The 23,191-nt window shown below is 71.1% G+C and carries 24 protein-coding genes; 9 read left to right on the top strand and 15 right to left on the bottom strand.

What is annotated here, in order from left to right; all coding sequences use genetic code 11:
- The first annotated feature begins 16 nt into the window (after positions 1–16).
- The gene (locus tag ACIO3P_RS02400; protein WP_401850445.1) at positions 17–916 is read left to right on the top strand and encodes a Gfo/Idh/MocA family protein; all 900 of its coding nucleotides are present in this window, start codon (positions 17–19) and stop codon (positions 914–916) included.
- Positions 917–1,038: 122 nt separating this feature from the next.
- Here ACIO3P_RS02400 and ACIO3P_RS02395 read toward each other — a convergent pair whose 3' ends face one another.
- Positions 1,039–1,398, bottom strand: a complete 360-nt coding sequence (locus tag ACIO3P_RS02395) for an arsenate reductase family protein (protein WP_329825925.1) — start codon at positions 1,396–1,398, stop codon at positions 1,039–1,041.
- A gap of 143 nt (positions 1,399–1,541) precedes the next feature.
- On the opposite strand from ACIO3P_RS02395, the gene ACIO3P_RS02390 reads away from it, so the two are divergent.
- On the top strand, positions 1,542–1,817 hold the full coding sequence (locus tag ACIO3P_RS02390) for a hypothetical protein (RefSeq protein WP_329825926.1): 276 nt from the start codon (positions 1,542–1,544) through the stop codon (positions 1,815–1,817).
- Between the two features lie 112 nt (positions 1,818–1,929).
- Here ACIO3P_RS02390 and ACIO3P_RS02385 read toward each other — a convergent pair whose 3' ends face one another.
- Together ACIO3P_RS02385 and ACIO3P_RS02380 are read right to left on the bottom strand one after the other, a co-directional pair.
- Positions 1,930–2,460 carry a GNAT family N-acetyltransferase gene (locus tag ACIO3P_RS02385; protein ID WP_401850443.1) on the bottom strand — a complete coding sequence of 177 codons (531 nt, stop codon included), beginning with the start codon at positions 2,458–2,460 and terminating at the stop codon, positions 1,930–1,932.
- Positions 2,457–4,289 (bottom strand): SMI1/KNR4 family protein, encoded by a 1,833-nt coding sequence (locus tag ACIO3P_RS02380; RefSeq protein WP_401850441.1) that lies wholly within the window; start codon positions 4,287–4,289, stop codon positions 2,457–2,459. The genes ACIO3P_RS02385 and ACIO3P_RS02380 overlap by 4 nt, the downstream gene beginning before the upstream one ends.
- A 228-nt stretch (positions 4,290–4,517) precedes the next feature.
- Between ACIO3P_RS02380 and crcB (ACIO3P_RS02375) the strand changes: the two genes are divergently transcribed.
- Genes crcB (ACIO3P_RS02375) through crcB (ACIO3P_RS02365) form a run of 3 tightly spaced genes read left to right on the top strand, consistent with a single transcriptional unit; the run spans position 4,518 to position 5,712 of the window.
- Positions 4,518–5,000: a fluoride efflux transporter CrcB gene (crcB, locus tag ACIO3P_RS02375; RefSeq protein ID WP_401850440.1), complete on the top strand. Its 483-nt coding sequence runs from the start codon at positions 4,518–4,520 to the stop codon at positions 4,998–5,000.
- A complete protein-coding gene (locus tag ACIO3P_RS02370) occupies positions 4,997–5,341 on the top strand; it encodes a DUF190 domain-containing protein (RefSeq protein ID WP_401788176.1) in 345 nt (114 codons plus the stop codon). The genes crcB (ACIO3P_RS02375) and ACIO3P_RS02370 overlap by 4 nt, the downstream gene beginning before the upstream one ends.
- Entirely contained in the window at positions 5,338–5,712 is a 375-nt protein-coding gene (crcB, locus tag ACIO3P_RS02365) for a fluoride efflux transporter CrcB (protein WP_329825931.1), read from the top strand. Before ACIO3P_RS02370 ends, crcB (ACIO3P_RS02365) begins: the two co-directional genes overlap by 4 nt.
- Before the next feature lie 13 nt (positions 5,713–5,725).
- Here crcB (ACIO3P_RS02365) and ACIO3P_RS02360 read toward each other — a convergent pair whose 3' ends face one another.
- From ACIO3P_RS02360 to ACIO3P_RS02340, 5 genes are all read right to left on the bottom strand, one after another.
- Complete coding sequence (locus ACIO3P_RS02360; protein ID WP_401850438.1) at positions 5,726–6,331, bottom strand: GPP34 family phosphoprotein; 606 nt, start codon at positions 6,329–6,331, stop codon at positions 5,726–5,728.
- Between the two features lie 251 nt (positions 6,332–6,582).
- Positions 6,583–7,161: an HAD domain-containing protein gene (locus tag ACIO3P_RS02355; RefSeq protein WP_401850437.1), complete on the bottom strand. Its 579-nt coding sequence runs from the start codon at positions 7,159–7,161 to the stop codon at positions 6,583–6,585.
- A gap of 31 nt (positions 7,162–7,192) precedes the next feature.
- A complete protein-coding gene (locus ACIO3P_RS02350) occupies positions 7,193–7,885 on the bottom strand; it encodes a class I SAM-dependent methyltransferase (protein WP_401850436.1) in 693 nt (230 codons plus the stop codon).
- A gap of 1 nt (position 7,886) precedes the next feature.
- A complete protein-coding gene (locus ACIO3P_RS02345) occupies positions 7,887–8,798 on the bottom strand; it encodes a phosphotransferase family protein (protein ID WP_401850435.1) in 912 nt (303 codons plus the stop codon).
- Between the two features lie 77 nt (positions 8,799–8,875).
- Positions 8,876–9,625, bottom strand: a complete 750-nt coding sequence (locus ACIO3P_RS02340) for a hypothetical protein (RefSeq protein ID WP_401850434.1) — start codon at positions 9,623–9,625, stop codon at positions 8,876–8,878.
- Positions 9,626–9,848: 223 nt separating this feature from the next.
- On the opposite strand from ACIO3P_RS02340, the gene ACIO3P_RS02335 reads away from it, so the two are divergent.
- Positions 9,849–11,204 (top strand): tetratricopeptide repeat protein, encoded by a 1,356-nt coding sequence (locus tag ACIO3P_RS02335; protein ID WP_401850432.1) that lies wholly within the window; start codon positions 9,849–9,851, stop codon positions 11,202–11,204.
- Position 11,205: 1 nt separating this feature from the next.
- Complete coding sequence (locus ACIO3P_RS02330) at positions 11,206–11,736, top strand: NUDIX domain-containing protein (protein WP_401850431.1); 531 nt, start codon at positions 11,206–11,208, stop codon at positions 11,734–11,736.
- 7 nt (positions 11,737–11,743) lie between these two features.
- Here ACIO3P_RS02330 and ACIO3P_RS02325 read toward each other — a convergent pair whose 3' ends face one another.
- Together ACIO3P_RS02325 and glnA are read right to left on the bottom strand one after the other, a co-directional pair.
- Positions 11,744–13,522, bottom strand: coding sequence for a PQQ-binding-like beta-propeller repeat protein (locus tag ACIO3P_RS02325; RefSeq protein WP_401850861.1), 1,779 nt, complete (start codon positions 13,520–13,522; stop codon positions 11,744–11,746).
- Between the two features lie 530 nt (positions 13,523–14,052).
- The gene (gene glnA, locus ACIO3P_RS02320; RefSeq protein WP_329825933.1) at positions 14,053–15,462 is read right to left on the bottom strand and encodes a type I glutamate--ammonia ligase; all 1,410 of its coding nucleotides are present in this window, start codon (positions 15,460–15,462) and stop codon (positions 14,053–14,055) included.
- 242 nt (positions 15,463–15,704) lie between these two features.
- On the opposite strand from glnA, the gene ACIO3P_RS02315 reads away from it, so the two are divergent.
- Complete coding sequence (locus tag ACIO3P_RS02315; protein WP_329825934.1) at positions 15,705–16,172, top strand: RDD family protein; 468 nt, start codon at positions 15,705–15,707, stop codon at positions 16,170–16,172.
- Positions 16,173–16,271: 99 nt separating this feature from the next.
- Here ACIO3P_RS02315 and ACIO3P_RS02310 read toward each other — a convergent pair whose 3' ends face one another.
- The 4 genes from ACIO3P_RS02310 to lipB all read right to left on the bottom strand — a co-directional run bounded on the left by ACIO3P_RS02310 (position 16,272) and on the right by lipB (position 19,608).
- The gene (locus tag ACIO3P_RS02310) at positions 16,272–16,970 is read right to left on the bottom strand and encodes a DUF4191 domain-containing protein (RefSeq protein ID WP_329825935.1); all 699 of its coding nucleotides are present in this window, start codon (positions 16,968–16,970) and stop codon (positions 16,272–16,274) included.
- Between the two features lie 10 nt (positions 16,971–16,980).
- Positions 16,981–17,208, bottom strand: coding sequence for a hypothetical protein (locus tag ACIO3P_RS02305; protein WP_329826305.1), 228 nt, complete (start codon positions 17,206–17,208; stop codon positions 16,981–16,983).
- Between the two features lie 324 nt (positions 17,209–17,532).
- Positions 17,533–18,501, bottom strand: coding sequence for a lipoyl synthase (locus ACIO3P_RS02300; RefSeq protein WP_329825936.1), 969 nt, complete (start codon positions 18,499–18,501; stop codon positions 17,533–17,535).
- A gap of 147 nt (positions 18,502–18,648) precedes the next feature.
- On the bottom strand, positions 18,649–19,608 hold the full coding sequence (lipB, locus tag ACIO3P_RS02295) for a lipoyl(octanoyl) transferase LipB (RefSeq protein WP_401850429.1): 960 nt from the start codon (positions 19,606–19,608) through the stop codon (positions 18,649–18,651).
- A 285-nt stretch (positions 19,609–19,893) separates the two neighbouring features.
- Between lipB and ACIO3P_RS02290 the strand changes: the two genes are divergently transcribed.
- Positions 19,894–21,624 carry a regulator gene (locus tag ACIO3P_RS02290; protein WP_401850428.1) on the top strand — a complete coding sequence of 577 codons (1,731 nt, stop codon included), beginning with the start codon at positions 19,894–19,896 and terminating at the stop codon, positions 21,622–21,624.
- 108 nt (positions 21,625–21,732) lie between these two features.
- Here ACIO3P_RS02290 and ACIO3P_RS02285 read toward each other — a convergent pair whose 3' ends face one another.
- Complete coding sequence (locus tag ACIO3P_RS02285) at positions 21,733–23,055, bottom strand: NAD(P)/FAD-dependent oxidoreductase (RefSeq protein ID WP_329825939.1); 1,323 nt, start codon at positions 23,053–23,055, stop codon at positions 21,733–21,735.
- Positions 23,056–23,191 lie beyond the last annotated feature (136 nt).

Raw genomic sequence — 23,191 nt, 5'->3', positions numbered from 1 at the left:
CGTCACACTGGCCCGCATGGACAAGCCACGTATCGGACTCCTCGGCACCGGCCCGTGGGCGGAGCGCACCCATGCCCCCGCGCTGGCCGCCCACGCCGGGATCGCCTTCAGCGGCGTCTGGGGGCGGCGCCCCGAGGCCGCCGCCGCGCTCGCCGCGGCCCATGGCACCACCGCCCACTCCGGCGAGGTCGGCCTCGACGCGCTCTTCGCCGAGAGCGACGCCGTCGCCTTCGCCCTGCCGCCGGACGTCCAGGCGCCGTTGGCGGCCCGCGCGGCGGCGGCCGGATGCCACCTGCTGCTGGACAAGCCGGTCGCGACGACCGTACGGGGCGCCCGCGAGGTCGCGGACGCGGTGGCGACCGCCGGGGTGGCGTCGGTCGTCTTCTGCACGCTGCGATTCGCGCCCGGTACCGCCGACTGGGTGGACGAACAGGCGGCGAAGGGCGGCTGGTTCACGGCCCACGCGCAGTGGCTCGGCGCGCTCTACGCGCCGGGGGAGACGAGCGCGTACGCCGAGTCGCCGTGGCGTCGCGAGAAGGGCGGGCTGTGGGACGTCGGCCCGCACGCGCTGTCCGCGCTGCTGCCGCCGCTGGGCGACGTGGCGTCGGTGACGGCCGTACGGACGGAGCCGGACCTCACCCATCTCGTACTGCGGCACGTGTCCGGGGCGGCCAGCACCGTGGCGCTCAGCCTGAGCGCACCGAAGGCGGGCGCGGGCACGGGGGTGGAGCTGCGCGGTGAGCACGGCGTCGCGGTGCTCCCGGAGAGCTGGGGCAACCCGGTGGACTCCTTCGGGGCGGCGATCGACGCGCTGCTGGAATCGGCCCGCACGGGAGCGCCGCACGCGTGCGACGTACGGTTCGGGCTCCGGCTGACGGAGATCCTCGCGGAGGCGGAAGCGCAAGCAGGGGCGTAGGCGGGGGAGCAGGGCGGGGCGGGGGCGGGGCCCTCGCACGCCGGGTCGGGTGGCTCGCGCGCGGGGGCGAGGCTCGCGCACGTGGGGGCGTGGCTCTGCGCACGCGGGGTCGGGCGGCTCGCTCAGCGGGACAGGGCGTCCCGTACCGCCTCGTCCGTGCGCGCGACCACGGCCGTACCGTCGTCCGCCGTGATGATCGGGCGCTGGATCAGCTTCGGGTGCGCGGCGAGCGCCGCGATCCAGCGCTCCCGCGAACCGTCGTCCCGCGCCCACTCCTTGACGCCCAGCTCCTTCGCCTCGGCCTCCTGGGTCCGGGTGATGTCCCACGGTTCGAGCCCGAGACGGCCGAGCACCGCCCGGATCTCGTCCTCGGACGGCACGTCCTCCAGGTACCGGCGGACGGTGTACGAGGCGCCCTCCTCGTCGAGCAGGGTCAGCGCGCCCCGGCACTTGGAACAGGCGGGATTGATCCAGATCTCCATGGTCCCGAGCCTACCTCCGAGCGCCCCTCCGAGACTTCCTCCCACCCCCGTCAAACCCGGTCTGGCCAGGGGCGATTGTCAGTGGTGGGCAGTAAAATGGAGGGAGTTCGTGAGGGTCCCACCACCACGCCGGGAGGCTGACGATGGCTGTTGCCACCATCACGGAGAAGTCCGTCGAAACCGCGCCGACTCCACCCGCCCTCAAGCGCAAGCCGCTCCCCGCGGGCCGCCCGCGGGAGTGGTACGAGAGCCACAACCGCCGCCTCAAGGCCATGCGCCTCGCGATCGCCCTGCTCGACTCGGGCGTGTACCAGCGGGCGAGCGCCCCCAACCGCCGGATACGGAGCACGGCGGCCCGGATCGGGATCCACCCGCCGTCCAACACCACCTGCCGCATGGTGCGCGAGCTGATCGGCTGACGCCGGCCCCACCCGCCGCGTCCTTCTGCCCCTGTCCCCGTCCCTGCCCCTTCGCCGCGCCTTCACCGCCCCTCCGTCCATTCCGGAGGGGCGGCGAAGGCGGGTCGGCCCCTCACTCCCCGAAGCGCCGCCGCCAGCGGACCTCGCCGTCGTGCCACTCATCGGTCGGGCTGAGCCCCACCGCCGCCGCGACCGCGCCCGACGCCCGGTGCTCGGGATGGATATGGGCGATCACCGTCCCCACCCCCTGCTCCGCCAGCCACCGGACCAGCCCCCGCGCCGCCTCGGTGGCGAACCCCCGCCCCTGCCACGGCGTCCCCACCACCCAGGAGATCTCGGCGACCGTCTCGTCCCGAAGGGTGCGGTGCGGGGTGACGGTGGCCTGGACCGTACCGGACAGCTCTCCCGGCCCCGCCCGCTCCGTCAGCACCCAGTTGCACCAGGAGAAGGCGGGATCGGGCGAGCCCGCGACCATCCTCGTGTACCGCCCGCGCAGCTCCTCCTCCGTCGACGGCCTGCCGCCGATGAACGTGTGCAGCGCGGGATCGGAGAGCACGCCCGCCATCTCCTCCGCGTGCTCGACCCGCAGCGGCAGCATGGTCAGCCGCTCCGTCTCGATCACGGCGGTCCGTACGGTCGTCACGACGGTTCCTGCCGCACGCCGTCCCCCTGTGCGCCGTACAGGATCCATGGCCGGGTCAGGACGGTGTGCAGCCGCCCGTGCCGGATCGCGAACTCCGGCAGCGAGATCCCGAACTCCTCGAAGAGGGCGTCGAGCGCCTCGTACTCGTCATCAGGATCCAGCCCCAAGCCCCCCTCTCCCCCTTCCTCATCCCCCTCCTCGTACTCGTACTCGGGGAACAACTCCTCCGGATCGAGCGAGTCCGGGAGCTCCCCCCATTGCTCGATCTCCTCGCCGCGCACCGTGAACCCGTACACGCGCTCCCCGTCCTCGGCGTACGAGAGATGGAACGCGCCCGGCGCCGAAGGGAGTTGGCCGCCGCGCTCGCACCACACCGTGACCGACTCGCCGCCCTTCGACGCCGCTTCGCCCAGCCCGGTCAGCCGGTCCGGCAGGAACGGATCAACGAGATCGACGCGGCTCTCGTAGGCGAAGCTCCAGCCGTCCCCGCACCTGCCGATCCGGGCGACGGCCCGCCGCTCCTCACCCTCCGGGCCGAACCGGGCTTCCGCCACCTCGGCCTCGTCGGCCGGCGCCAGCAGCGGACCCCGGCCGATCCGGTCGGCCAGCTCCTCCGGCCGGACTCCCCGTACGAAGACGAAGCGGTACGCGCCGTCCCGCTCGGCGTCCGGGGACGGCTCCTCCGCGAGCCAGGCGAGCCCGTCGTCCCACGACGTCGCCCCGTCCTCGGCCCCCGCCTCTACCCCGTGACCGGGCCCGGCCTCCGGATCCCGCCCCTCCGCGCCCCGGGGCGTCTCCAGCAGATACCGGCCGCGCTCCGGAGTGATCACAGGACCGAGCAGGGGATCGGCGAGCAGCCCGACCGGGGCGATGTGCTCGTCCCCGTACGGCTCCCAGTCGGCCACGGCGGCGGCGAGGGTGTGCCAGGCCGCATCGGTGTCCCCCCAGCGTGCCTGTTCCCGCGCCGCGTCCACCGCGTCGCCGAAGGGCCCGGGGGCCTCGTACCGGAACGTACGCCCCACGGACTCCAGCCCGTCCAACGGATCGTCCAGCGGCCCCACGACACGGTCCCGCGTCCGCCCGCCGCCCAGCAGCGCCCCCATCTGGACGCGCAGGTCCCGTGCGCGCGGCCTGCCGCACTCCTCCGCGTCCGTGAACACCTTCAACAAGCCCTCGACGGCCTCGCCGCGCAGACAGGCCAGCCGCGCCTCCTCGACCTCCGCGTCCAGCTCGCGCGTCGTGTCGTTCTCGAACCCCGGCGTGTTCCGGTTCCGGTGGTGGAAGCTCCGGAACAGGGCCTGCATGAGCTCCATGAAGGACTCGTAACGCTCCTCAGGGGCGTCGCCCGGCCGGCCCCGGTGGAGATACGCGGCCCACTCCCCGTCGGCGTTGACCTCCCCCGGGTCGAGCAGGACCTCCGTCCCGTCCGACTCCACGGAGAGCCGCAGCGCCCTGCCCCACACCCCGGCACCGGCTTCCCTGGCCTCCTGAAGGCCGTGCGGACGCGGATCCCCGTACCAGCGTGTCCCCTCCGTCGTCCCCAGCAGATGGACGCCCGTCCCCGCGGGCCGCCATCCGTCCGTGACGGCCAGGAACGACCGGTAGGTCGGCGGCAGCACCACATCCGGCCCGAGCCGCTCCTCCAGCGCGCCGATCCGCCCCGGATCGGCGCCCGCGAACCCGAGCCACCGCTCACGGAGCGCATCCGCGGCCGAGGCCCCGCCCAGGCCCGGCACGGACTGGGTGGACTCCCGCGCCCGCGCACCGGGGGAGCCGGCCCAGTCCGCACTCCACCGCTCAAGGAAGGGACGCCAGTTGTAGGTCTTCATGTCGTTCATCGTGCCAGTGCCCACTGACAATCCCCCGCGCCCGTCCACAGCCGGGGATCCGCCCGGCTGGCCGAGCCGCGCCCCCTCCCGTTAACCTGGTCGGGAGTACGAAACGGCGGTGGGGCCCGCCGTACCCGAACCGCGGTGCGACCACCGCCAACGGTCCCTACTTGCGATGGAGCGCGCCCCGACGCGGGCGCCCGGCGAGTAGGAGAGAGTGCCCCGGTGATGACCGAGCCCACAGATCCCGACGTCGAGACGGGCCTGACGCCGCCCGCGCGGCGGAGCCGAAAGCGGCCCACAGCGCCGGTGAAAGCGGTGGCGCCGGTGGTGGCCGTGGTGGCGCTGGGCGGCGCGATCGGAGCATCGGCCCGCTACGGCGCCGCCCTCCTCTGGCCCACCGCCCCCGGATCCTTCCCGTGGACGACTCTCACCGTGAACGTGTTCGGGTGCGCGGTGATCGGCGTCTTCATGGTGGTGATCACCGACCTTTGGGCGGCGCACCCCCTCGTACGGCCCTTCTTCGGCACAGGCGTCCTCGGCGGGTTCACCACGTTCTCGACGTACGCGGTGGACATCCAGCGCCTGGTGGCGGACGGCCGGGCGGGCGCCGGTGTGGCCTATCTGGGACTGACCCTGGTCGCCGCGCTCGCGGCGGTGTGGAGTGCGGTGTGGGCGACCCGCCGCGTACTGGCGTGGAGGCAGGCATGACCAGACCGACCGGTACGGCGCTCCGCCTGACCGTCTTCCTCGGCGAGAGCGATCTGTGGCACCACAGGCCTGTCTACACGGAGATCGTCCACCGCGCCCACCGTGCGGGACTCGCGGGCGCCAGTGTCTTCCACGGAGTGGAGGGCTTCGGTGCCTCCTCGATGATCCACACCCAGCGGCTGCTCTCCCTCAGCGAGGACCTGCCCGTGGCGGTCGTGATCGTCGACACCGAGGAACGGATCAGGGCCTTCCTGCCCCAACTCGACGAACTGGCCTGCGGCCTGGTGACCCTGGACCGCTGCGAGGTCGTCCACCGCACGGGCCCGGAGACACCCCGGTGAACTGGCTCCTGGTCATCCTGGGCGCGGCGGTCGGCGCCCCGTTGCGCTATCTGACCGACCGTTCGATCCAGCGGCGGCACGATTCGCTCTTTCCCTGGGGCACCTTCACCGTCAACGTGACCGGCTGCCTCATCCTCGGCGTGGTGACGGGCGCGATCACCGCGGGCGCGGCCGACTCCTCCGTACAACTCCTCCTCGGCACCGGCCTCTGCGGCGCGCTCACGACCTACTCCACCTTCAGCTACGAAACCCTCCGCCTCACCGAGGACGGCGCCCACTTCTACGCCGCGGCCAACATCCTCGCGAGCGTGGCGGCAGGCTTGGGCGCGGTCTACCTGGGCCTCACGCTCGCAACGGCACTGTGGTCCTGACTGCCCCCGTGCGCTACGGGCCTCGCCAGACGTTGTCGAAGGCGGCGTCCTCGATGGAGCGCCGCTGCCGTACGGCTTCCAGCTCCATCACCGCGTCGTTGACGGCGGCGAGCACGGCCACGACCGAATCGTCGGCGATCTCCGGCGAGTCCTCGCCCTGCGGCTCCCCGATCCCCAGCGCCCCGGCGAGCGAGACGAGCACCGGCTCACCGCCCGCCCAGCGCTGCGCCGCGTCACGACGCGCGGGGGAATCGGCCAGGGCAGTCTGCCCGCTACGTACGGGAAGCCAGCGGTGCCTTTGCCGGGTGAGCTGCCCGTCCGCCTCCAGAGCGGAACGGTACGCATCGGACAACCCCTCGCCCCGGCGCCACAGCCAGTCCTCGACCGACTCGTACGGATCCTCCCGCACGAGCACCGACGCAGCCTCGTCCAACAGCCGATCAGGCAGCGTCCCCCGCGCGCCCGGCACGATGCGATCGTCCTCCAGCGTGAGGGCCTGGGCACCGAGGAGATCGATCACCTCGGCCCCGGCGAGCACGAGCGACAGGTCACCCCGCTCCACAGGGCGGCTGGATGCCACGTCCATGGAAACGATCAGCAGGTCACGCGGTGTGGTCATGAGCGGCTCCGTGTCCGAGGCACTGTGGCGATCCTGGCCGACTCCAGTGTCCCCCGAGAAGCCCCGGCAGACACGAAACAGCCCCTCCGAACGGCGGTTTCGCCTGTTCGGAGGGGCTGCCGGGGGCGCTTCGGTTTAGATGTCGAAGTGCAGGCGGAGAAGGTTCCTGACCTGCATAGACACGTGCCCGCCGCTAAACGATGCGGGACGACCACCAGGCCGCCACTGCGCCCTTCTGCCCCGGGTACGCGTCACGCCGCTTCGGTTTCGCTCGGAGCAGCGGATGCAGCAGTCCGCACAGTGAGTAGCTGCCCCGCCCACCACTGGGCCTCGGCCAGGTGTTCAGCCTGGAGCCCGACACGGGGGTCAGGTTGGATCAGGAAGGTCGCCGCGCCACGGGTGGTGCGCTCCGCGGCCCAGGCATGGTCGAGGCTGGTGAAGTCATCGTCGATCCACACAACTGGGGCGTTTTCCAGCCAGGCGCCGACGTGGTCGCGCTTCCAGAGGTAGCCGTTGGGGTGGCTGGTGGTAATCCGGGGGCGCGGCAGGTCGACGTACGGCAGGTACGGGAGGCCCAGGAGGGGCCCGATGAGAGCGGCGGCGTCCTGCCGCCAACTGGTGCACCAGACGGGGGTGACCAGGCCCGTACTGATCACGTCCATCAGCATGGGGCCGTGGGCGGGGTCGAGCCAGACGGTGACCGGGTTGTCGGCGCTGCGCCCGGTGGGGACGACGTCGTGGCGGGCGTGGGTGGCCGGGGTCGACCCGTCCGCATCGGGGAAGGGGATGAGGACGCCGTCGATGTCGAGGAGCAGGTAGGGCAGGCGCATGAGTCCTCCAGGGGCCGGGCGAAGGCGGCTGTCAGAGCTTGCGGGCGCGGATCAGCAGAGTGGTGGGCCAGTGGCCCATGCGGGGGTCGGGGAACTCCTGTGCCGAGGTGAGCAGGAAACCCGCCTGGCTGAGGTGCTTCTCCCACCGGTCGGTGGAGAACTCCCAGCGGGCGATGGGGAGTCGGGTGCGGTCGGGGAGAGTGACGTAGTCGCGGCGGGGACGGTCGTCGCCAGAAGGGCTTTGACCGCCGCGCTGCGGGTGGGGGATGGAGAAGGCGAGCACCCGGCCGGGCGTAAGGCGCCGAGCGATGGCTGGCAGCAGGAGCTCAGGAGCTACAAGGTCGACAGCCCCGAAGACGGAGTAGATCGCGTCGAACTGCTCGTCGGAGGCGTGCAGGTGGTGCAGTGCGTGGCCGGCGACGAAGGTGAGGTTGTTCAGCCGTCCGTAGTGGGAGCGGGCGCGGCGGATCTGGAGGCCGACCAGGTCGACGCCGGTGACGTGAGCGCCGTGGCGGGTGGCGAGGTGTGCGGCGTTGTGGCCGGGGCCGCAGCCAAGCTCCAGGAGCCGCTTGCCGCGCAGGTCAGGCCCGAGAACGTCGGCTCCGGGTCCTTGGCCGGGCCGGGTGGTCCACTCCATCCGGGCGGGTACGGCGAGGGGTTCGGCGAGTCCGACTGCGGTGCGCTGGAGGGCGTGGGCGTGCCATGGGGATGCCTGGGCGAGCACGTCAGATCTCCAGGAGGTGGAGGACGTCGGTGAGGTGGCGGCGTACGGCCTTGAGGTAGGCGGGGTCGGTGGCCGGGTCGTTGATCCAGCGGATGGACTGTTCCATGAACCACTCGACGGCCCACATGCGATGCCAGCCCAGGGCCCAGTTCTCGGCGGGGAGTCCGCCGCGTGGGGCGAGGGCATCGGGGGTGCCGCCGGCGGTGACGTACTGCTCCAGGAAGACGCGCAGGCGGACGGGGTGCGGGGGTTCGATGGTGCCGTGCCAACTGGCGAGGTCGAGCAGGCCGGGACCGGTGAAGGCGCGGGCGAAGTCGAGCAGCCGCCAGCCGTGCTCGCCGATGTGGAGGCTGGTGGGGTGGAACTCGGAGTGCACCCATCCGAAGGGCGCCAGCGTTGCTCCGGCCGACCGGGTCTCGGCGGCCTGGGCGATCCGGTCGAGCGCGTCCTCGATGTCGTCGGCGTCCTGCCACCGGTCGGCCTTGCGCAGCCGTTCGAGGTGCTCCAGCGCCCGGGCCGGCAGCATGCGCAGCCGCTCCTGGTCGAGGACGGGCAGGGGCGGAGCCGTGCGGGTGCTGTGCAGGACCACAGCCGCGGCGACACCGTCCAGGTCGTCGGCCTCGCGGACGGACGGTCCGAGGTCCTCCATGAGCATGCCGAGCCAGCCGTCCAGGGCGGCGGAGGCGTGGACCTGGGGGACGGGAACGCCGAGGGTGTGGGCCAGGCGGAGGGCCCGGTCCTCGCTGTCGAAGGGCTTCTTGGCGTACTTGAAGATGGCCGTGGTGCCGTCGGGGAAGGTGACGCGCTCGACGCCGGACATGGACCACACGCGTACCTCCTCCCGTACGACGCTGGCCTGGCCGGCCACAGTGAGCAGGTTGTCGAGGAGTTCGGCGCTGGGATTCGGGCTCATGGGGGCTCCAGTCGGTTGGAGGCATCCGGGGCGGGCGAGAGATACCGGCCCACCCCGGAGCTTGATCGGGAGGTGAGTTACGCGGCGGGGTTCACGCGGTGGGCGTAGACCTGCTCGATCCAGCCCGCCTTGAACGCGGCGAGGTCGTCACGGAAGTTCGCCATCGAGGCACCGTAGGGCGCGACGACGCCGCCGGACTGGTCCGGCACGGACTGGCAGCCGTGCACGAGCCGCCCGCCGAGCGCGGCGTGGGCCTTGATGGACTCGATGCGGCGATGCTCGTTGAACCAGCCGCCGTGGTAGACCTCGTCGAGCATCCCGCCCATCTCGTCGTCCAGGTCGAAGACGACGGAGGTGGCGGCGGGGAAGAACCAGCACGGCCCGACGTTGGAGATGTGCCCGTCCAGCTCGACCTTGTTGAGCGCCATGAGGGTGGCCGCCTCGCGGAGCATCCGCAAGTGGTCGGCTGTGATCTGCGGGACTCCGAGGCCGGCGAGATGCTCGTCGCGGAACAGGTACGCGTACACCTCGTACGCGGTGGTCAGCACGCGGGCGGCGTCCGAGGTGGACTCGGCGTGGTTTCTGACGAAGTTGAGCGCGAGCTGCTCGACCGCGCTCTCGGCGGTCTCGTCCGCACCGAGGAGCTGGGACTTGACCAGCTCCCAGTCGGCGACGAGCCAGGTGTGGGACTCGAAGCGGAAGAAGTACTCGACCGGGTCGATCGTGATGCGCTTGCCGTCGACCTGGATGCCGGGCAGGCGGCTCCAGCGCGGGTCGAATGCCTCGGGCAGTTCGACCGTGATGGTCGTGGTGTCGATGGTGGTCACCGTGTCTCCGTCTCTGATCGGCCGGATCCGGGCACAGGAATGCCCGAACCCGGTGTGGGCGTACGGAACTTCGAGGAGCCGCCCGGACCAAGGGAAAGCCTGGATCAGGGTCACGCCGTATCGGGCGGCTACTGATAAGTGAACTCTTGGTCACGCTCAGTGGGTACGGTGGAGAGCGGCGGAAGCGGTATACGCGGTTTACAGCTCCGGGGCGGAGGCGAACATGACGGAGCAGAGAGACCCCAACTCCCGTCTGCGCGACGTCATCGACGCGGTCGACTGCACCTACGAGGCCCTCGCCAGGGACGTGCGACGTGTCGCCGCCGAGAACGGCGAGATCCTCCAGACCAACAAATCAGCGATCTCGCACTGGGCGAACGGCACCCGTACGCCTTCGGGCCGGGCAGGTCAGTACCTTGCCGAAGCGCTGTCCCGCCGAGCCGGACGCACCATCACCCGGACCGAGATCGGTCTCCGCTCCGACGAGGCTGAACAGGAGTCGGAGCCCGACCCCGTCCTCGCCGTCACCGACCTCGGCCGCGCCGACGTCGAGCGGCGCCGCTTCCTCGCGGTAGCCGCCTTCACCACTGCCGGCGTCGCCATGCCTCTCGCTCACGACCACGAGGCCACCGCCCGCATGCTCCGCGCCCGCACCGGCACGTCCGTGGTCGGGGCGGATGACGTGGATGTCGTACGCCAGATCACAGCGGCCTTCAGCGCCGCCGACGAACGCCTCGGCGGCGGCCATGGCCTGACCACGGTCACCGCGTACCTCGCCGATACCGCCGCCCCCATGCTGCGTGGACGCTTCCTCGGCGAAGCCTTACGCCGGGCCGCGTTCGGCGCCGTCGCCGAACTCGCCTACCTGGCCGGTTGGAAACACCACGACCTCGGCCACGAAGGCGCAGCCCAGCGCTACTACCAGGTCGGCTACCAACTCGCCTGCGAAGCCGACCCGCATGGCCACGCCGCCTGGATGATGCGCGCCCTCGCCCACCAGGCCCTCAGCCTCAAACAGCCCCACCACTGCGTCGACCTCGTCGAAGGCGCCCTCAGCCGTGGCCTCGGCCACGTCGACGGCCCGACCCAGGCGCTCCTCCACATCACCCACGCCCGCGCCTACGCCGCCACCGACGAGCACTCCCTGGCCGCGCGTGCCCTGCTCGCCGCCGAGGACGCCCTCCTGAGGGAGGACGGCCCCCAGCCCGGCTACTCCCGCGTGAGCGGCCCCGCCGCAGGCACCGTGGCCAGCCACACCGCCCGCACCTTGACCGACCTCGCCGACCACATCGGCACCGAGCAGCAGCACCGGGCCGCGCTCACCCGCTGGGACCCCAAGAAGTACAAGCGCGTCCACGCCCTCACCCACGCCGACCTCGGCGACAGCCTCGCCGCCCAGGCCCGCGCCGACGAAGCCGTCGCCGCCTGGACCCAAGCCCTCGTCCTCATGGAGGGCATGACCTCCGACCGCACCCGCAAGGCGATCACCTCAATCCGCTCCACGCTCGCGGTCTACCAGCGCCGCCGCGTTCCCGGCGCCGCCGAACTCGCCCGCCGCGCCCGCGAGGCCCTCGCCTAACATGCCCAACAATCCGCCCGACGAAGGGAACACCGTGGCCCAGCAGACCAACGACCAGCCGAAGACCCTCAAGCCCGCCCTGGAATCCATGACCCTGCTGGTCGCCGCCGTGATCGTCCACGACAAGGCCACCAACCGCGTCGTCCTCCTCCAGCGCAGCGAGAACGCCAAGTTCGCCCAGGGCATGTGGGACCTCCCCGTCGGCAAGAGCGAGCCGGGCGAGCCCATCACCGAGACTGCGGTACGCGAGCTCTACGAAGAGACCGGCCTGACGGTGAAGCCCGAGTCCCTCAAGGTAGCCCACATCATCCACGGCGCCTGGGGCGTCGAAGCCCCCAACGGCTTCCTCACCGTCGTCTTCGCCGCTGAGGAATGGACCGGCGAACCCGAGAACCGCGAACCCCGCAAGCACTCCCAGGTCCGTTGGGTCGACGCCGAGGCCATTCCCAAGGCATTCGTGGCGACCACTGCCAGCGCCCTCCATCGGTACCTCACGGGCTGCCTTCAGGTGTCGCTAGATGGCTGGAATTAGGAGAGCGCTAATTGCTGGTAAGGCCCCGAAAGGATGGTGCTGAAACGCTTTGCTCCGGACCATCGAGGCAGATCGCGTGAAGGTTACCGTTTCCGGTGACGACATACAGGACACCGTCGCGCAGCTCGGGCATGCCCTGCACGTCAGGCTTCCATAGCAAGTCCTCATGGGCACCTGCGAGACGGCGCCGGGTGCGCAGATCCCAGCCTTGGAGCACTCCCGCACGGGTCACTGCCCAAGCCGAGTCACCCGCGAGGTATGCGGGAGTCATGAGCGCGGCAGTCGGCCGGACCGTGCCGCGCCACGTGACCGTTCCGTCGGTGCTGTCCAGGGCAACGAGCCGGCCAGGGTCCCACGACGTGATCAGCACCTGTGTGCCTGCCGCTACGGGGTGGGTACGAAGAGACTTCGCGACCTTGGCTTTCCAGTGAGTGTCGCCGGTCAGGGCGTCCCAGGACGAGACGTGGCCGTCGGGGTGAGCCAGGTGGAAGGACTTCTCGGAGGTCGTCGGCTTCCCGACGACCCAGTCGCTCAGATGCTTCTGCCATAGCAAGGTCCCACCGCATACGTCGTACGTAGCCAAACAAGGTGCGCCCGTGTCTGGATCGGGAATTATCGCGAGGACTTTGTCACCGGAGATCAGCCACCGCTGCGGAGAGGGAAGACGGAGCGGTTCGGGCCAGCGTGTGTCGCCTGTGTCAGCATGGAGAGCCTGAACTGCCCAGGGCTGGGACGAGCTGGGGCTGATCCAAGTAACGTACACAGTGTCATCAACGATGCGCGGGGGCTCAAGGAAGCCTGAGGCTGTGGGCTCAGGCCGCCAGCTCCACAAACGCCGTCCCAAGGTCGTGTCGTAAGCGTGCAAGGTGCCCTTTCGATCAGGCACATAGAGCGTGCCGCGATCACACACGGCCTGTGCTGCCGCGCAGCGGTCCAGGCGGGGGCCGGTCTCCGCGCCCGAGCGGATGTCCCGGGGACGGAGCGTGTTTCCCATTCCTGAGGTGAAGACGGTGGTGCCGTCCACGGGCGGCTGGTTGTTGTGTCCCATCGGCCTCGGTCTCCACAGCGGCTCGCCCGACTTGGCGTCGAATGCGTGCAGGACGTGGCCGTCCACGACCAGCAGCGTGTCGCCGTGGAGCCGGGGCTGGCGGGCACCTGGCCGCAAACGATCCGGACGCGACCACAGGAGTTGGGGAAGACTCCGGCTGGCGGCGCGCTTGCGGAGGGGGCGTGGCTTGTCCGGTGGGGTAGGTGGAGCCGAGTTTTGTGTCAGAGGCCAACCGGAGAGGGCTCGGAGCAAGGACTCACGGGTCACGGTCGCACCGGTCGGAGCGTAGTCGCTCGCGCATTCCCTCAGCCGCGAGAACAACGCGGATCCATCCGCTGCTGCACCCTGGGCGGCCACAGGCTGGAGTCGTTCCACGGCCGCTGTGCGGTCTTCGGGACGGACGCCCTCCAGGCGAAGGTCCAAGATGGACAGGTGAGCCAGAAGGCGCCACGTAAGAGCGTCAGGCGCGAGTCCGGAATCAGGGGCACCGGCATTCACCGCGCCCGTGACCAAAGCCTTCAGGTCCCTGAGCACGTGGTGTGCCGACTTGTTCAGTCGCCCCGGCTCGGCCACGCGATCTCGGAATACGCGGGCACTCCCGGCAGCGACAGCGGTCGTGGCCAGAGCTTGCAGAGATGCTGCCCGGGGAAAGGGTGAGGCCACAGCCAGCGCCAGATGCCAGCGGCCTGCGTCCAGAGACGCCCACTGTTCCTGCAAGATCGTCAGGAAGGACGTCATCAATTCGACCGACGGGGAGTCTGTGACTGCCAGCTTGGGGCGACGGCGCACTGCGACCGACATGCGGTGCCGAGCCCCATTATCCGCTTGGCCGACAACCAAGTAATCGTCCACGGCGGTCACGGCGCGGGCCTGAAAGCGGACCTCGAAAGGTGTCACCTCGTCACCCAGGCCGGGCACCGGTGTGCCGGTTAGCAGGTGTGAGAGCAGGACGGCGCCATAGTGGTGCTCGAATACGGTCCCGCCCCCGCCGGTCGAGTACGGACTCACACCGCCCGACGCGTTCATCTGGATCTTGTCCTTCCGGGCCGTTCGCGTGAGTGCCGCTCGCAGCTTTCATATCGCCTGAAGTGGGTACGAACTCGCCGCCCGAAAGTTTACGTGCTGTACCAGTGGGGCGTTCCGCGAAGTGGGGCCGCTGGCGAGCAGGACCGCGCATGAACGAGGGCCGCCACCCCAGTCATGGGATGGCGGCCCTCGTTCATTTGCCCGGTCTCCAGACTTCCGCCCAGGTCGCCGGAACTCGCCTCTTAGATGTCGAAGTACAGCTCGAACTCGTGCGGGTGCGGGCGGAGCTGGATCGGCGCGATTTCCTTCGTGCGCTTGTAGTCGATCCACGTCTCGATCAGGTCGGACGTGAAGACGCCGCCGGCCTGGAGGTACTCGTTGTCCGCCTCCAGCGCTTCCAGGACGGCCGGGAGGGAGGTCGGGACCTGGGGGACGCCCGCGTGCTCCTCGGGGGCGAGCTCGTAGAGGTCCTTGTCGATCGGCTCGGCCGGCTCGATCTTGTTCTTGACGCCGTCCAGGCCCGCGAGGAGGAGCGCGGAGAAGGCCAGGTACGGGTTGGAGGACGGGTCCGGGGCGCGGAACTCGACGCGCTTGGCCTTCGGGTTCGAGCCCGTGATCGGGATGCGCATCGCGGCGGAGCGGTTGCGCTGCGAGTAGACCAGGTTGACCGGGGCCTCGAAGCCGGGGACCAGGCGGTGGTACGAGTTCACCGTCGGGTTGGTGAAGGCCAGCAGCGACGGGGCGTGCTTGAGGATGCCGCCGATGTAGTAGCGGGCGGTGTCCGAGAGGCCCGCGTAACCCTGCTCGTCGTAGAAGAGCGGCGTGCCGCCCTGCCACAGCGACTGGTGGACGTGCATGCCGGAGCCGTTGTCACCGAAGATCGGCTTGGGCATGAAGGTCGCGGTCTTGCCGTTGCGCCAGGCGACGTTCTTCACGATGTACTTGAAGAGCATCAGGTCGTCGGCCGCGGCCAGCAGCGTGTTGAACTTGTAGTTGATCTCGGCCTGGCCGGCGGTGCCCACCTCGTGGTGCTGGCGCTCGACCTGGAGGCCGGACGCCTCCAGCTCCAGGGAGATCTCGGCGCGCAGGTCGGCGAAGTGGTCGACCGGCGGGGCCGGGAAGTAGCCGCCCTTGTAGCGGACCTTGTAGCCGCGGTTGTCCTCGACCGCACCGGTGTTCCAGGCGCCGGCCTCGGAGTCGATGTGGTAAAAGCCCTCGTTGGCGGTGGTGTTGAAACGCACGCTGTCGAAGACGTAGAACTCGGCCTCGGGGCCGAAGTACGCGGTGTCCGCGATGCCGGTGGAGGCGAGGTATGCCTCGGCCTTCTTGGCGATGTTGCGCGGGTCGCGGCTGTACTGCTCGCCCGTGATCGGGTCGTGGATGAAGAAGTTGATGTTCAGCGTCTTGTCACGGCGGAACGGGTCGACCCGAGCGGTCGACAGGTCCGCGCGCAGCGCCATGTCGGACTCGTGGATGGCCTGGAAACCGCGGATCGAGGATCCGTCGAACGCCAGCTCCTCGGTCGGGTCGAACGCCTTCGCCGGGATCGTGAAGTGCTGCATCACGCCAGGCAGGTCGCAGAAGCGGACGTCGACGAACTTGACGTCCTCGTCCGCGATGAACTTCTTGGCCTCGTCGGCGTTCTGGAACATCCAGCTCCTCCTCCTCCCGACCCGGGGAGGGGCGGGGGTTATCGGTCGTGCGGCCAGTGCGGTGGCACACGCTGGACCCGACCTTAGGTTTCCGGGATTTCTCCAGCATGACCCATTTGTTTCGTTGAAGTTAACCAGCCCGGGTGGGTGCCGGGCGTGCGACGGCTCCGCACGAGTACCCCCACGCCTCTGGTGCCAACCCCGTCCCCCACGCGCGGACACCGCCGCAGTACCGTGGACGGGTGGACAACAGGCAAGCAATCGGATCGTGGCTCTCGGGGCCCCGCGCGGCGGCCGAGAACATGGGCGTCGACTTCGGCTACCGGGGTGAGCGGCTCGGTCTGCCGGAGCACGGGCCCGGCTCCGTCGCCCCGCTCGGGCGGCGTTTCGGCGCGCTCTTCGTCGACTGGGGGCTCTGCATGCTGATCGCATACGGGCTCCTCGCCGACGGTGACTGGCAGGCGTCGGGGAACTGGGCGCTCGGCGTGCTCCTCGTACTCAGCGTTCTCACCGTCGGCACGGTCGGCTTCACGCCGGGCAAGCGCCTTTTCGGCCTGCGCGTCGTCGCGGTGAACGGCGGACGGATCGGCTTCGGCCGGGTCCTCGTCCGTACGGTGCTGCTCTGCCTGGCCGTTCCGGCGCTGATCTGGGACCGCGACGGGCGCGGGCTCCACGACCAGCTCGGGCGCGCCGTGCAGGTTCGTGGCTGAGTAGCCGAAGACAAAGAAGAGCAAGACAGAGGCAGAGGGTGTGAAAGAGGGCGGCCGGAGAGATCTCCGGCCGCCCTCTTGTGTCTCTGGTGTGTCCCGCTAGCGCATCTTTCCGCCGCGCGGCATCCGCATGCCCTTGGGCATCGGGCCCTTCGGCAGTGGCATGTTGCTCATCAGGTCGCCCATCGCCCGCAGCCGGTCGTTGGCCGCCGTCACCTGCGGGCCCGCCAGCACCCGGGGCAGCTTCAGCATGGTCGTACGGACCTTCTTCAGCGGCACCTGGCCCTCGCCGTCACCGACGATGATGTCGTGCACCGGCACGTCCACCACGATGCGCGCCATCTTCTTCTTCTCGGCCGCCAGCAGGCTCTTCACCCGGTTCGGGTTGCCCTCGCCCACCAGGACGATGCCCGCCTTGCCGACCGCCCGGTGGACGACGTCCTGGCTGCGGTTCATGGCCACGGCCGGGGTCGTGGTCCAGCCACGGCCGACGTTCTCCAGGACCGCCGCCGCCGCGCCCGGCTGGCCCTCCATCTGACCGAAGGCGGCCCGCTCGGCGCGTCGGCCGAAGATGATCGCCATCGCGAGGAACGCCAGGATGAATCCCAGGATCCCCAGATAGATGGGGTGATTGATCAGGAAGCCGATCGCGAGGAAGACACCGAAGGTGACGATTCCCACACCACCGACGACAAGCCCGACCTTCGAGTCGGCCCGCCGGGTCATCTTGTAGGTGAGGGCGATCTGCTTCAGTCGCCCCTGGTTCGCAGCAGTGTCTGCGTTGTCCTTCCTCGCCATGCCCAGAAGTTTACGTGGCGTGGGAAGTGGCGTCCGACACCGCCTCCAGTACGTGCTCCGTCTCGACCCGGTCCTTGGCCCTGCGGCGGTCCTCCAGGACGGCCGTCCAGGCGTTGCGGCGCGCCGTGCGCTGGCCGCCGCTGAGGAGCAGGGACTCCACGGCGCGCAGCGCGGCGGAGACGGACGGCAGTGTGTACGGCAGGGCCATGGAGGTACGGGCGGGTGTGGCTGCCGTCATCGCCTCGGTGACGGTGGTGGGTCGTGCCGGCGCGACCTGCATGATGGCGGTCCCCTCAGGAGCGATGAAGGCAGACAGGCGACCGAACGCGTAAGCGAACGGGTGAGCGGAGAGTGGGACGTCTGTTCGCGGAGTGTGCGTCCAGTGTCACTCATTGGTGTTACCAGGGCGTGACCGACCGGTCAAACGCGGATGAAACCCTGGCGAGAGGGGAGAGCGCGGGACCGAACGGCCGCGCGGCCCGTACCCCACCTCCGACCTGCGAGGAGCGTACGGACCGCGGCATGCCGGGCGCTACCGGCGAGTAGCTACTTGTGCGCCGATTCACACAGCCTGGGCGGCGGCGACCGCCGCGTCGCGCCGCTCGGTCGCCTGCTGGTACAGCCGGCCCGCGCGGTACGAGGAACGCACCAGCGGCCCCGACATGACACCGGAGTAGCCGATCGCGTCGGCCTCGTCCTTCAGCTCCACGAACTCCTGCGGCTTCACCCAGCGTTCGACCGGATGGTGACGCGGGGACGGTCGCAGGTACTGCGTGATCGTGATCAATTCGCAGCCCGCGTCATGGAGCTGCCGCAGCGCCTCGCTGACCTCTTCACGGGTCTCGCCCATGCCCAGGATCAGGTTGGACTTGGTGATCAGCCCCGCCTCACGGGCGCGCGTGATCACTTCGAGGGAGCGCTCGTAACGGAAGCCGGGGCGGATCCGCTTGAAGATCCGCGGCACCGTCTCGACGTTGTGCGCGAGCACCTCGGGCCGGGACGAGAAGACCTCGGCGAGCTGCTCCGGCACGGCGTTGAAGTCCGGGATGAGCAGCTCGACCTTGGTGTGGCCCGTCTCGCGCCCACCGGTGAGGGTGTGGATCTGGCGTACGGTCTCGGCGTACAGCCAGGATCCGCCGTCCTCCAGGTCGTCGCGGGCGACGCCGGTGATCGTGGCGTAGTTGAGGTCCATCGTGACGACGGACTCGCCCACACGGCGCGGCTCGTCGCGGTCCAGCGGCTCCGGCTTGCCCGTGTCGATCAGACAGAAGTCACACCGCCGCGTGCACTGCTCGCCACCGATGAGGAAGGTGGCCTCGCGGTCCTCCCAGCATTCGAAGATGTTCGGACAGCCGGCCTCCTGGCAGACCGTGTGCAGGCCCTCGCTCTTCACGAGCTTCTGCAACTGTTGGTACTCGGGGCCCATTTTCGCCCGGGTCTTGATCCACTCGGGCTTGCGCTCGATGGGGGTCTGGCTGTTCCGGACCTCCAGGCGCAGCATCTTGCGTCCGTCGGGTGCGACAGCGGACACGTCCGGCACCTCTCTCTGCTGGCGCGGCATTCGATTCTTCGGCGAACACCAGGTTACGCCCGTTATTTGCGTGGTCTTCACTCTGCGCAACCCCGGCGCGGAGGGGTGCATTCCCCCGTACGGCCGAGGCCCACGGGGAGGTGTGTGTCAGGCGCTCGCTTTCAGCGCCCCGGCGGCCGGCACGGTCTCCCGTACGGGCCCGTCCGTGGCCTCCCGTACGGGTTCGCGCTCGATCACCCGCGGAGCCGGCTCGGCCCGCTCCAGGATGGCCCGCAGGTGTTTCTCCACCACGGGGACGACCTCGGCGACCGTGATCTCGCGGCCCAGTTCGTACGAGAGCGACGTCACGCCCGCGTCCCGGATCCCGCACGGCACGATCCGGTCGAACCAGGTGTTGTCCGGGTTCACGTTGAACGAGAAGCCGTGCATGGTCACGCCCTTGGCGACCCGGATCCCGATCGCCGCGAGCTTGCGGTCCTCCCGGCGCTGGCCCGCGTTGGACGGGGCGTACTCGGGCCCGTTCAGCCGTGGGTCGAACTCCTCGTCCGCCAGCCGGGGATCGACCCCGGGGGCGACTCCGGGGGCCGTCCCTGGCGCGAGGTCCAGCGAGAGCCCACCGTGGGGGAGCCCATCGTGCGAGAGTCCGCCGTGCGGAAGTCCGCCCTGCGGGAGCCCGCCCAGCGGCGCGCGCTCCGCGACCGGATCGCCGAGCACCCACACGCCGCTGCGCCCCTCGACCCGGCTCGTCTCCAGGCCGAAGTCGGCGGCGGTGAGGATCAGCGCGTCCTCAAGACGGCGTACGTGCGCGACGACGTCCACCGGACGCGGCAGCTTCAGGATCGGGTAGCCCACGAGCTGTCCCGGACCGTGCCAGGTGATCTTCCCGCCGCGGTCCACGTCGACGACGGGGGTGCCGTCGAGCGGGCGCTCGCTGTCCACCGTGCGCCGTCCGGCCGTGTAGACCGGCGGATGCTCCAGCAGCAGACAGGTGTCGGGGACCTCGTCCGCGAACCGGGCCGCGTGGACCCTGCGCTGCTCCTGCCACGCCTCCTCGTACTCGACGGCCTCCGCGCCGAACCCGAGATGGACGTACCGCAGCTCACTCACGGCAGAGCCTCCTTACCACCGGCCGAGAAACCTTCGTCCTGCACGCATAGCGCCTCTGCCACTGTACGGCGGCCCCCGGGAGGACGACCGAGCAGGTGTACGGGGCTCAGGGCGCCCGGCAGACGCCCGCTCCATCGCTCCGTCCCACGTCAGCAGCGCAAAGGATCCTCACACGATCGGATGAATGTGGGGCGAACGTGACAGTGAGACCGGTCACGGCTACTACATTCGCGCCGTTCCATAGGGCTGCTCCCCGGGCCCGGAAGGCAGGAGACCGTACAGCACATGTCGGAACGACCTCCGCAGCGCACCCCCAACCGCCAGCTCGCCGCCCTCATCGCGGAAGCCGGTTTCTCCCACGCGGGTCTCGCCCGCCGGGTGGATCAGCTCGGCCTTGAGCACGGCCTCGATCTGCGGTACGACAAGACGTCGGTGACCCGGTGGCTGCGCGGGCAGCAGCCGCGCGGCACCACGCCCGCACTCATCGCCGAGGTCTTCACCCGCCGGCTCGGACGCCGGCTCTCCGCGCAGGATCTGGGCCTGGACGCCTGTGCCCCGGTCTACGCGGGCCTCGAATTCGCCTCGACACCCGAGGAAGCCGTCGACATCGTCGGCGGACTGTGGCGCAAGGACTCAGGCAGCCACAACGAACTGCGCAAGATCGCGTTCACCCCGGCGGGTCTGGTCGTCCCCAGCCGCGACTGGCTGATCGGACGCGCGGACGAGCGGGTGGCCCACCCGGGACTCGCCGCCGCCGGCCCCGGCGGTCCGGCCGGGAACGGGCCCGCCGCACCCGCCGGTCCCGCCCTGTCCGCCGGTCCCGCCCCGGCCGCCGGGCTCACCGGGCCCGCCGCACCCGGCGGCTCCCTGCCCGGCCGCACCACCGGCCTCGTCCCGCAACGCCCCGGCCGCGGGCCCGGATCCCCCCGGGTGCCCGCCCAGGCCCAGCCCCCGGCGCACGCCCAGATCCAGGGACGGCCCTCGGCCGCCGTCCCCGTCCCCGCCCTCGCTCCCGCACACGCCCCGCCCCCGCTCCACACCGCGCGGCTCTCCCCGCCCTCGCCGTCCTCCCCGCCCTCCGTTCCGCGCCCGCGCACCGAACGCGCCGTCGGCCAGCGCGTCACCGCCGGCGACATCGAGGCGCTGCGCTCCGTCGGCGATCTCTTCCGCGCCCTCGACCACGCCTACGGCGGCGGCCACGCCCGCCAGGCCCTCGTGCGCTACCTGGAGCACGAGGCCGAACCGATGCTGCGCGGCCAGTACGGCGAGTCCACCGGCCGCAGACTCTTCGCCGCCGCGGCCGATCTGACCCGGCTGGCGGGCTGGACCTCGTACGACATCGCCGCGCACGGCCTCGCCCAGCGCTACTTCGTCCAGGCGCTGCGGCTCTCCCAGGCGGCCGGGGACCGCGTGTACGGCTCGTACGTCCTGGTCACGATGAGCCGGCAGGCGGTCTACCTGGGCCACGGCCGCGAGGCCGTCCAGCTCGCGCGCGTCGCCCAGCAGGGCGTCGGCGCGTCCGCGCCCCCGGTGGTCCAGGCGCTGCTGCACTCCGCCGAGGCGCGCGGCCACGGCGTGCTCTCCGAGGCGCGGGCCTGTGCCGCCTCGCTCGTACGGGCCGAACGCGCCCTGGAGGCGGCGCGCCCCGGCGACGAGACACCGCGCTGGGCGCGCTTCTTCGACGAGGCGCAGTTCGCGGACGAACTGGCCCACTGCCACCGCGATCTCCAGCAGTACCGCGTCTGCGTCCAGCACGCCGAGCGCTCGCTCCAACTGCGCGCCCCCGAGTACGCCCGCAGCCGCCTCTTCTGCCGGGTCGTGCTCGCCTGCGGCCGTCTCGGCCTGGGCGAGCTGGACCAGGCGTGCCTGCTCGGCGCGGAGGCCGCCCAGCAGGCCGCGGAGATGCGGTCGGCGCGGGCGGTGGAGTACGTACGGGACTTCGAGCGGCGCCTGGAGCCGTACCGGGACGCCACGGCGGTACGGAACTACCGCGACCGGGTGGCCGCGATCGGCTGATCCGCCGCGGCCGGCCCGCGCGAGGTGGTGAGCCGGTCCCGTCCGGGGAAGGTCGACGCCCGGACGGGACCGGAGCTGGGTGCCCGCGTGTCCCCGGTCGGACCGGGCCTACGCCACCGCGGGCATCGGCGCCGTCTCGTACGCCGGGCGTACGCCCAGATCGCGCAGGATCGCGTGCGCCGCGCGGCGGCCCGAGAAGAGCGCGCCCTGCACGGTGTTGGTGTCGCGGTGGTCGCCGCACACGTACAGCCCCGACAGCACCCGGACCGGCCGGCGCAGGTCGTGCGGCGGGTCCATCGCGGGTACGGACTCCGGGTCGTGGTGGACGGCCAGCAGCTCCCAGTCGTCGGTCGGCGTCCCGTACAGACGCGCGAGGTGGGCCCGGACCGTACGGTCGAGTTCGGCGGCCGGGGGAGGCGTGCCGAGCACCGTCGACGAGATCAGCACGCGGCCCCGCGGCGCGCGCGACGGGTCCACCGTGCTCATCACGGCCGTGTGTGTGACGGGTCCTTCACGGTCGGCGTCGAGCAGCAGCGCCGGTTCGGCCAGCGGGGGTTCGGGCGCCGTGTGGTGCAGCACCGTCACGGCGTGGAAGTCCGGCACCCGTAACCCCGGCAGCAGTTCGGCCGCCGCGCGGGCGCCCGTCGCCAGAACGAGCGACCGGCAGGCTATCTCGCCGTGCTCCTTGGTCGTCACGCAGTTGATCGACGTGTCCGTGACACAGACATCCGTACGGACGGTGCCCTCCGGCAGCGTCCGCGCCAGCAGTTCGGGCAGCGTGGCGGCGCCGCCCGCCGGAACGAAGAGCCGGCCCCGGGCGAACGCCCGCAGCGCGAGATCGGCGCACCGGCTCGACGTCCGCAGCTCCGGGTCGCAGAGCAGCGCGGTGAGCAGCGGCCGGATGAAGCCGTTGACCGTGCGGGCGGGCAGCCCGCGCACCGCGAGCGCCTCCGCGGCGGTCCGTTCGGGGCGGGCCAGCAGCCGGGCCGTCGGCGTCGCCGCGAGACGGCCCAGAGCGGCGCTGAGCCGCGCCTGGTCGACCGCGCCGCCCAGTGGCGGGCGGGGGGCGCTCGCCAGGGCGCGCGCAACGGTGAGTGCGCTCCGTGCGCTCCCGACCGCACCGGTGCGGTAGTTCCTGCCGTCGCTGTGGACGAGCACGCCCGGCGAGAACATCCGGACGGCCGCGCCTTCGAGCCCCGGCGTACGGAGCAGATCGGGGTAGGCGGTGGTGAGCAGCCGTCCGCCACGGTCCAGACGGAAGCCGTCGACCTGGTCCGTGGTCATCCGGCCGCCGACGTGGGGAGCGGCCTCCAGGACGCTGACCGTGACGCCCGCGCTGGTGAGATGGTGCGCGGCGGACAGACCGGCCAGGCCGGCTCCGATGATGACGACGTCTGCGTGGTGCGCGGTGCCGAGTGCGGTGCTGAGCACGTGCCCCTCCCCGAGGTCAGCGCGGCTGGGTGGGGGGCCGATGCCCGCATCGGGCCCCCGGGAACGCCCTGGACGAGTGAGTCCTGCGAAGGGGCGTCGTCCCGTTCCCGGTCGAGCGTAGGGACGGATCGGCGCG

The organism is Streptomyces sp. NPDC087310 (assembly GCF_044744405.1).
Lineage (GTDB): Bacteria > Actinomycetota > Actinomycetes > Streptomycetales > Streptomycetaceae > Streptomyces.
This window is presented reverse-complemented; position numbering and strand designations above follow the sequence as displayed.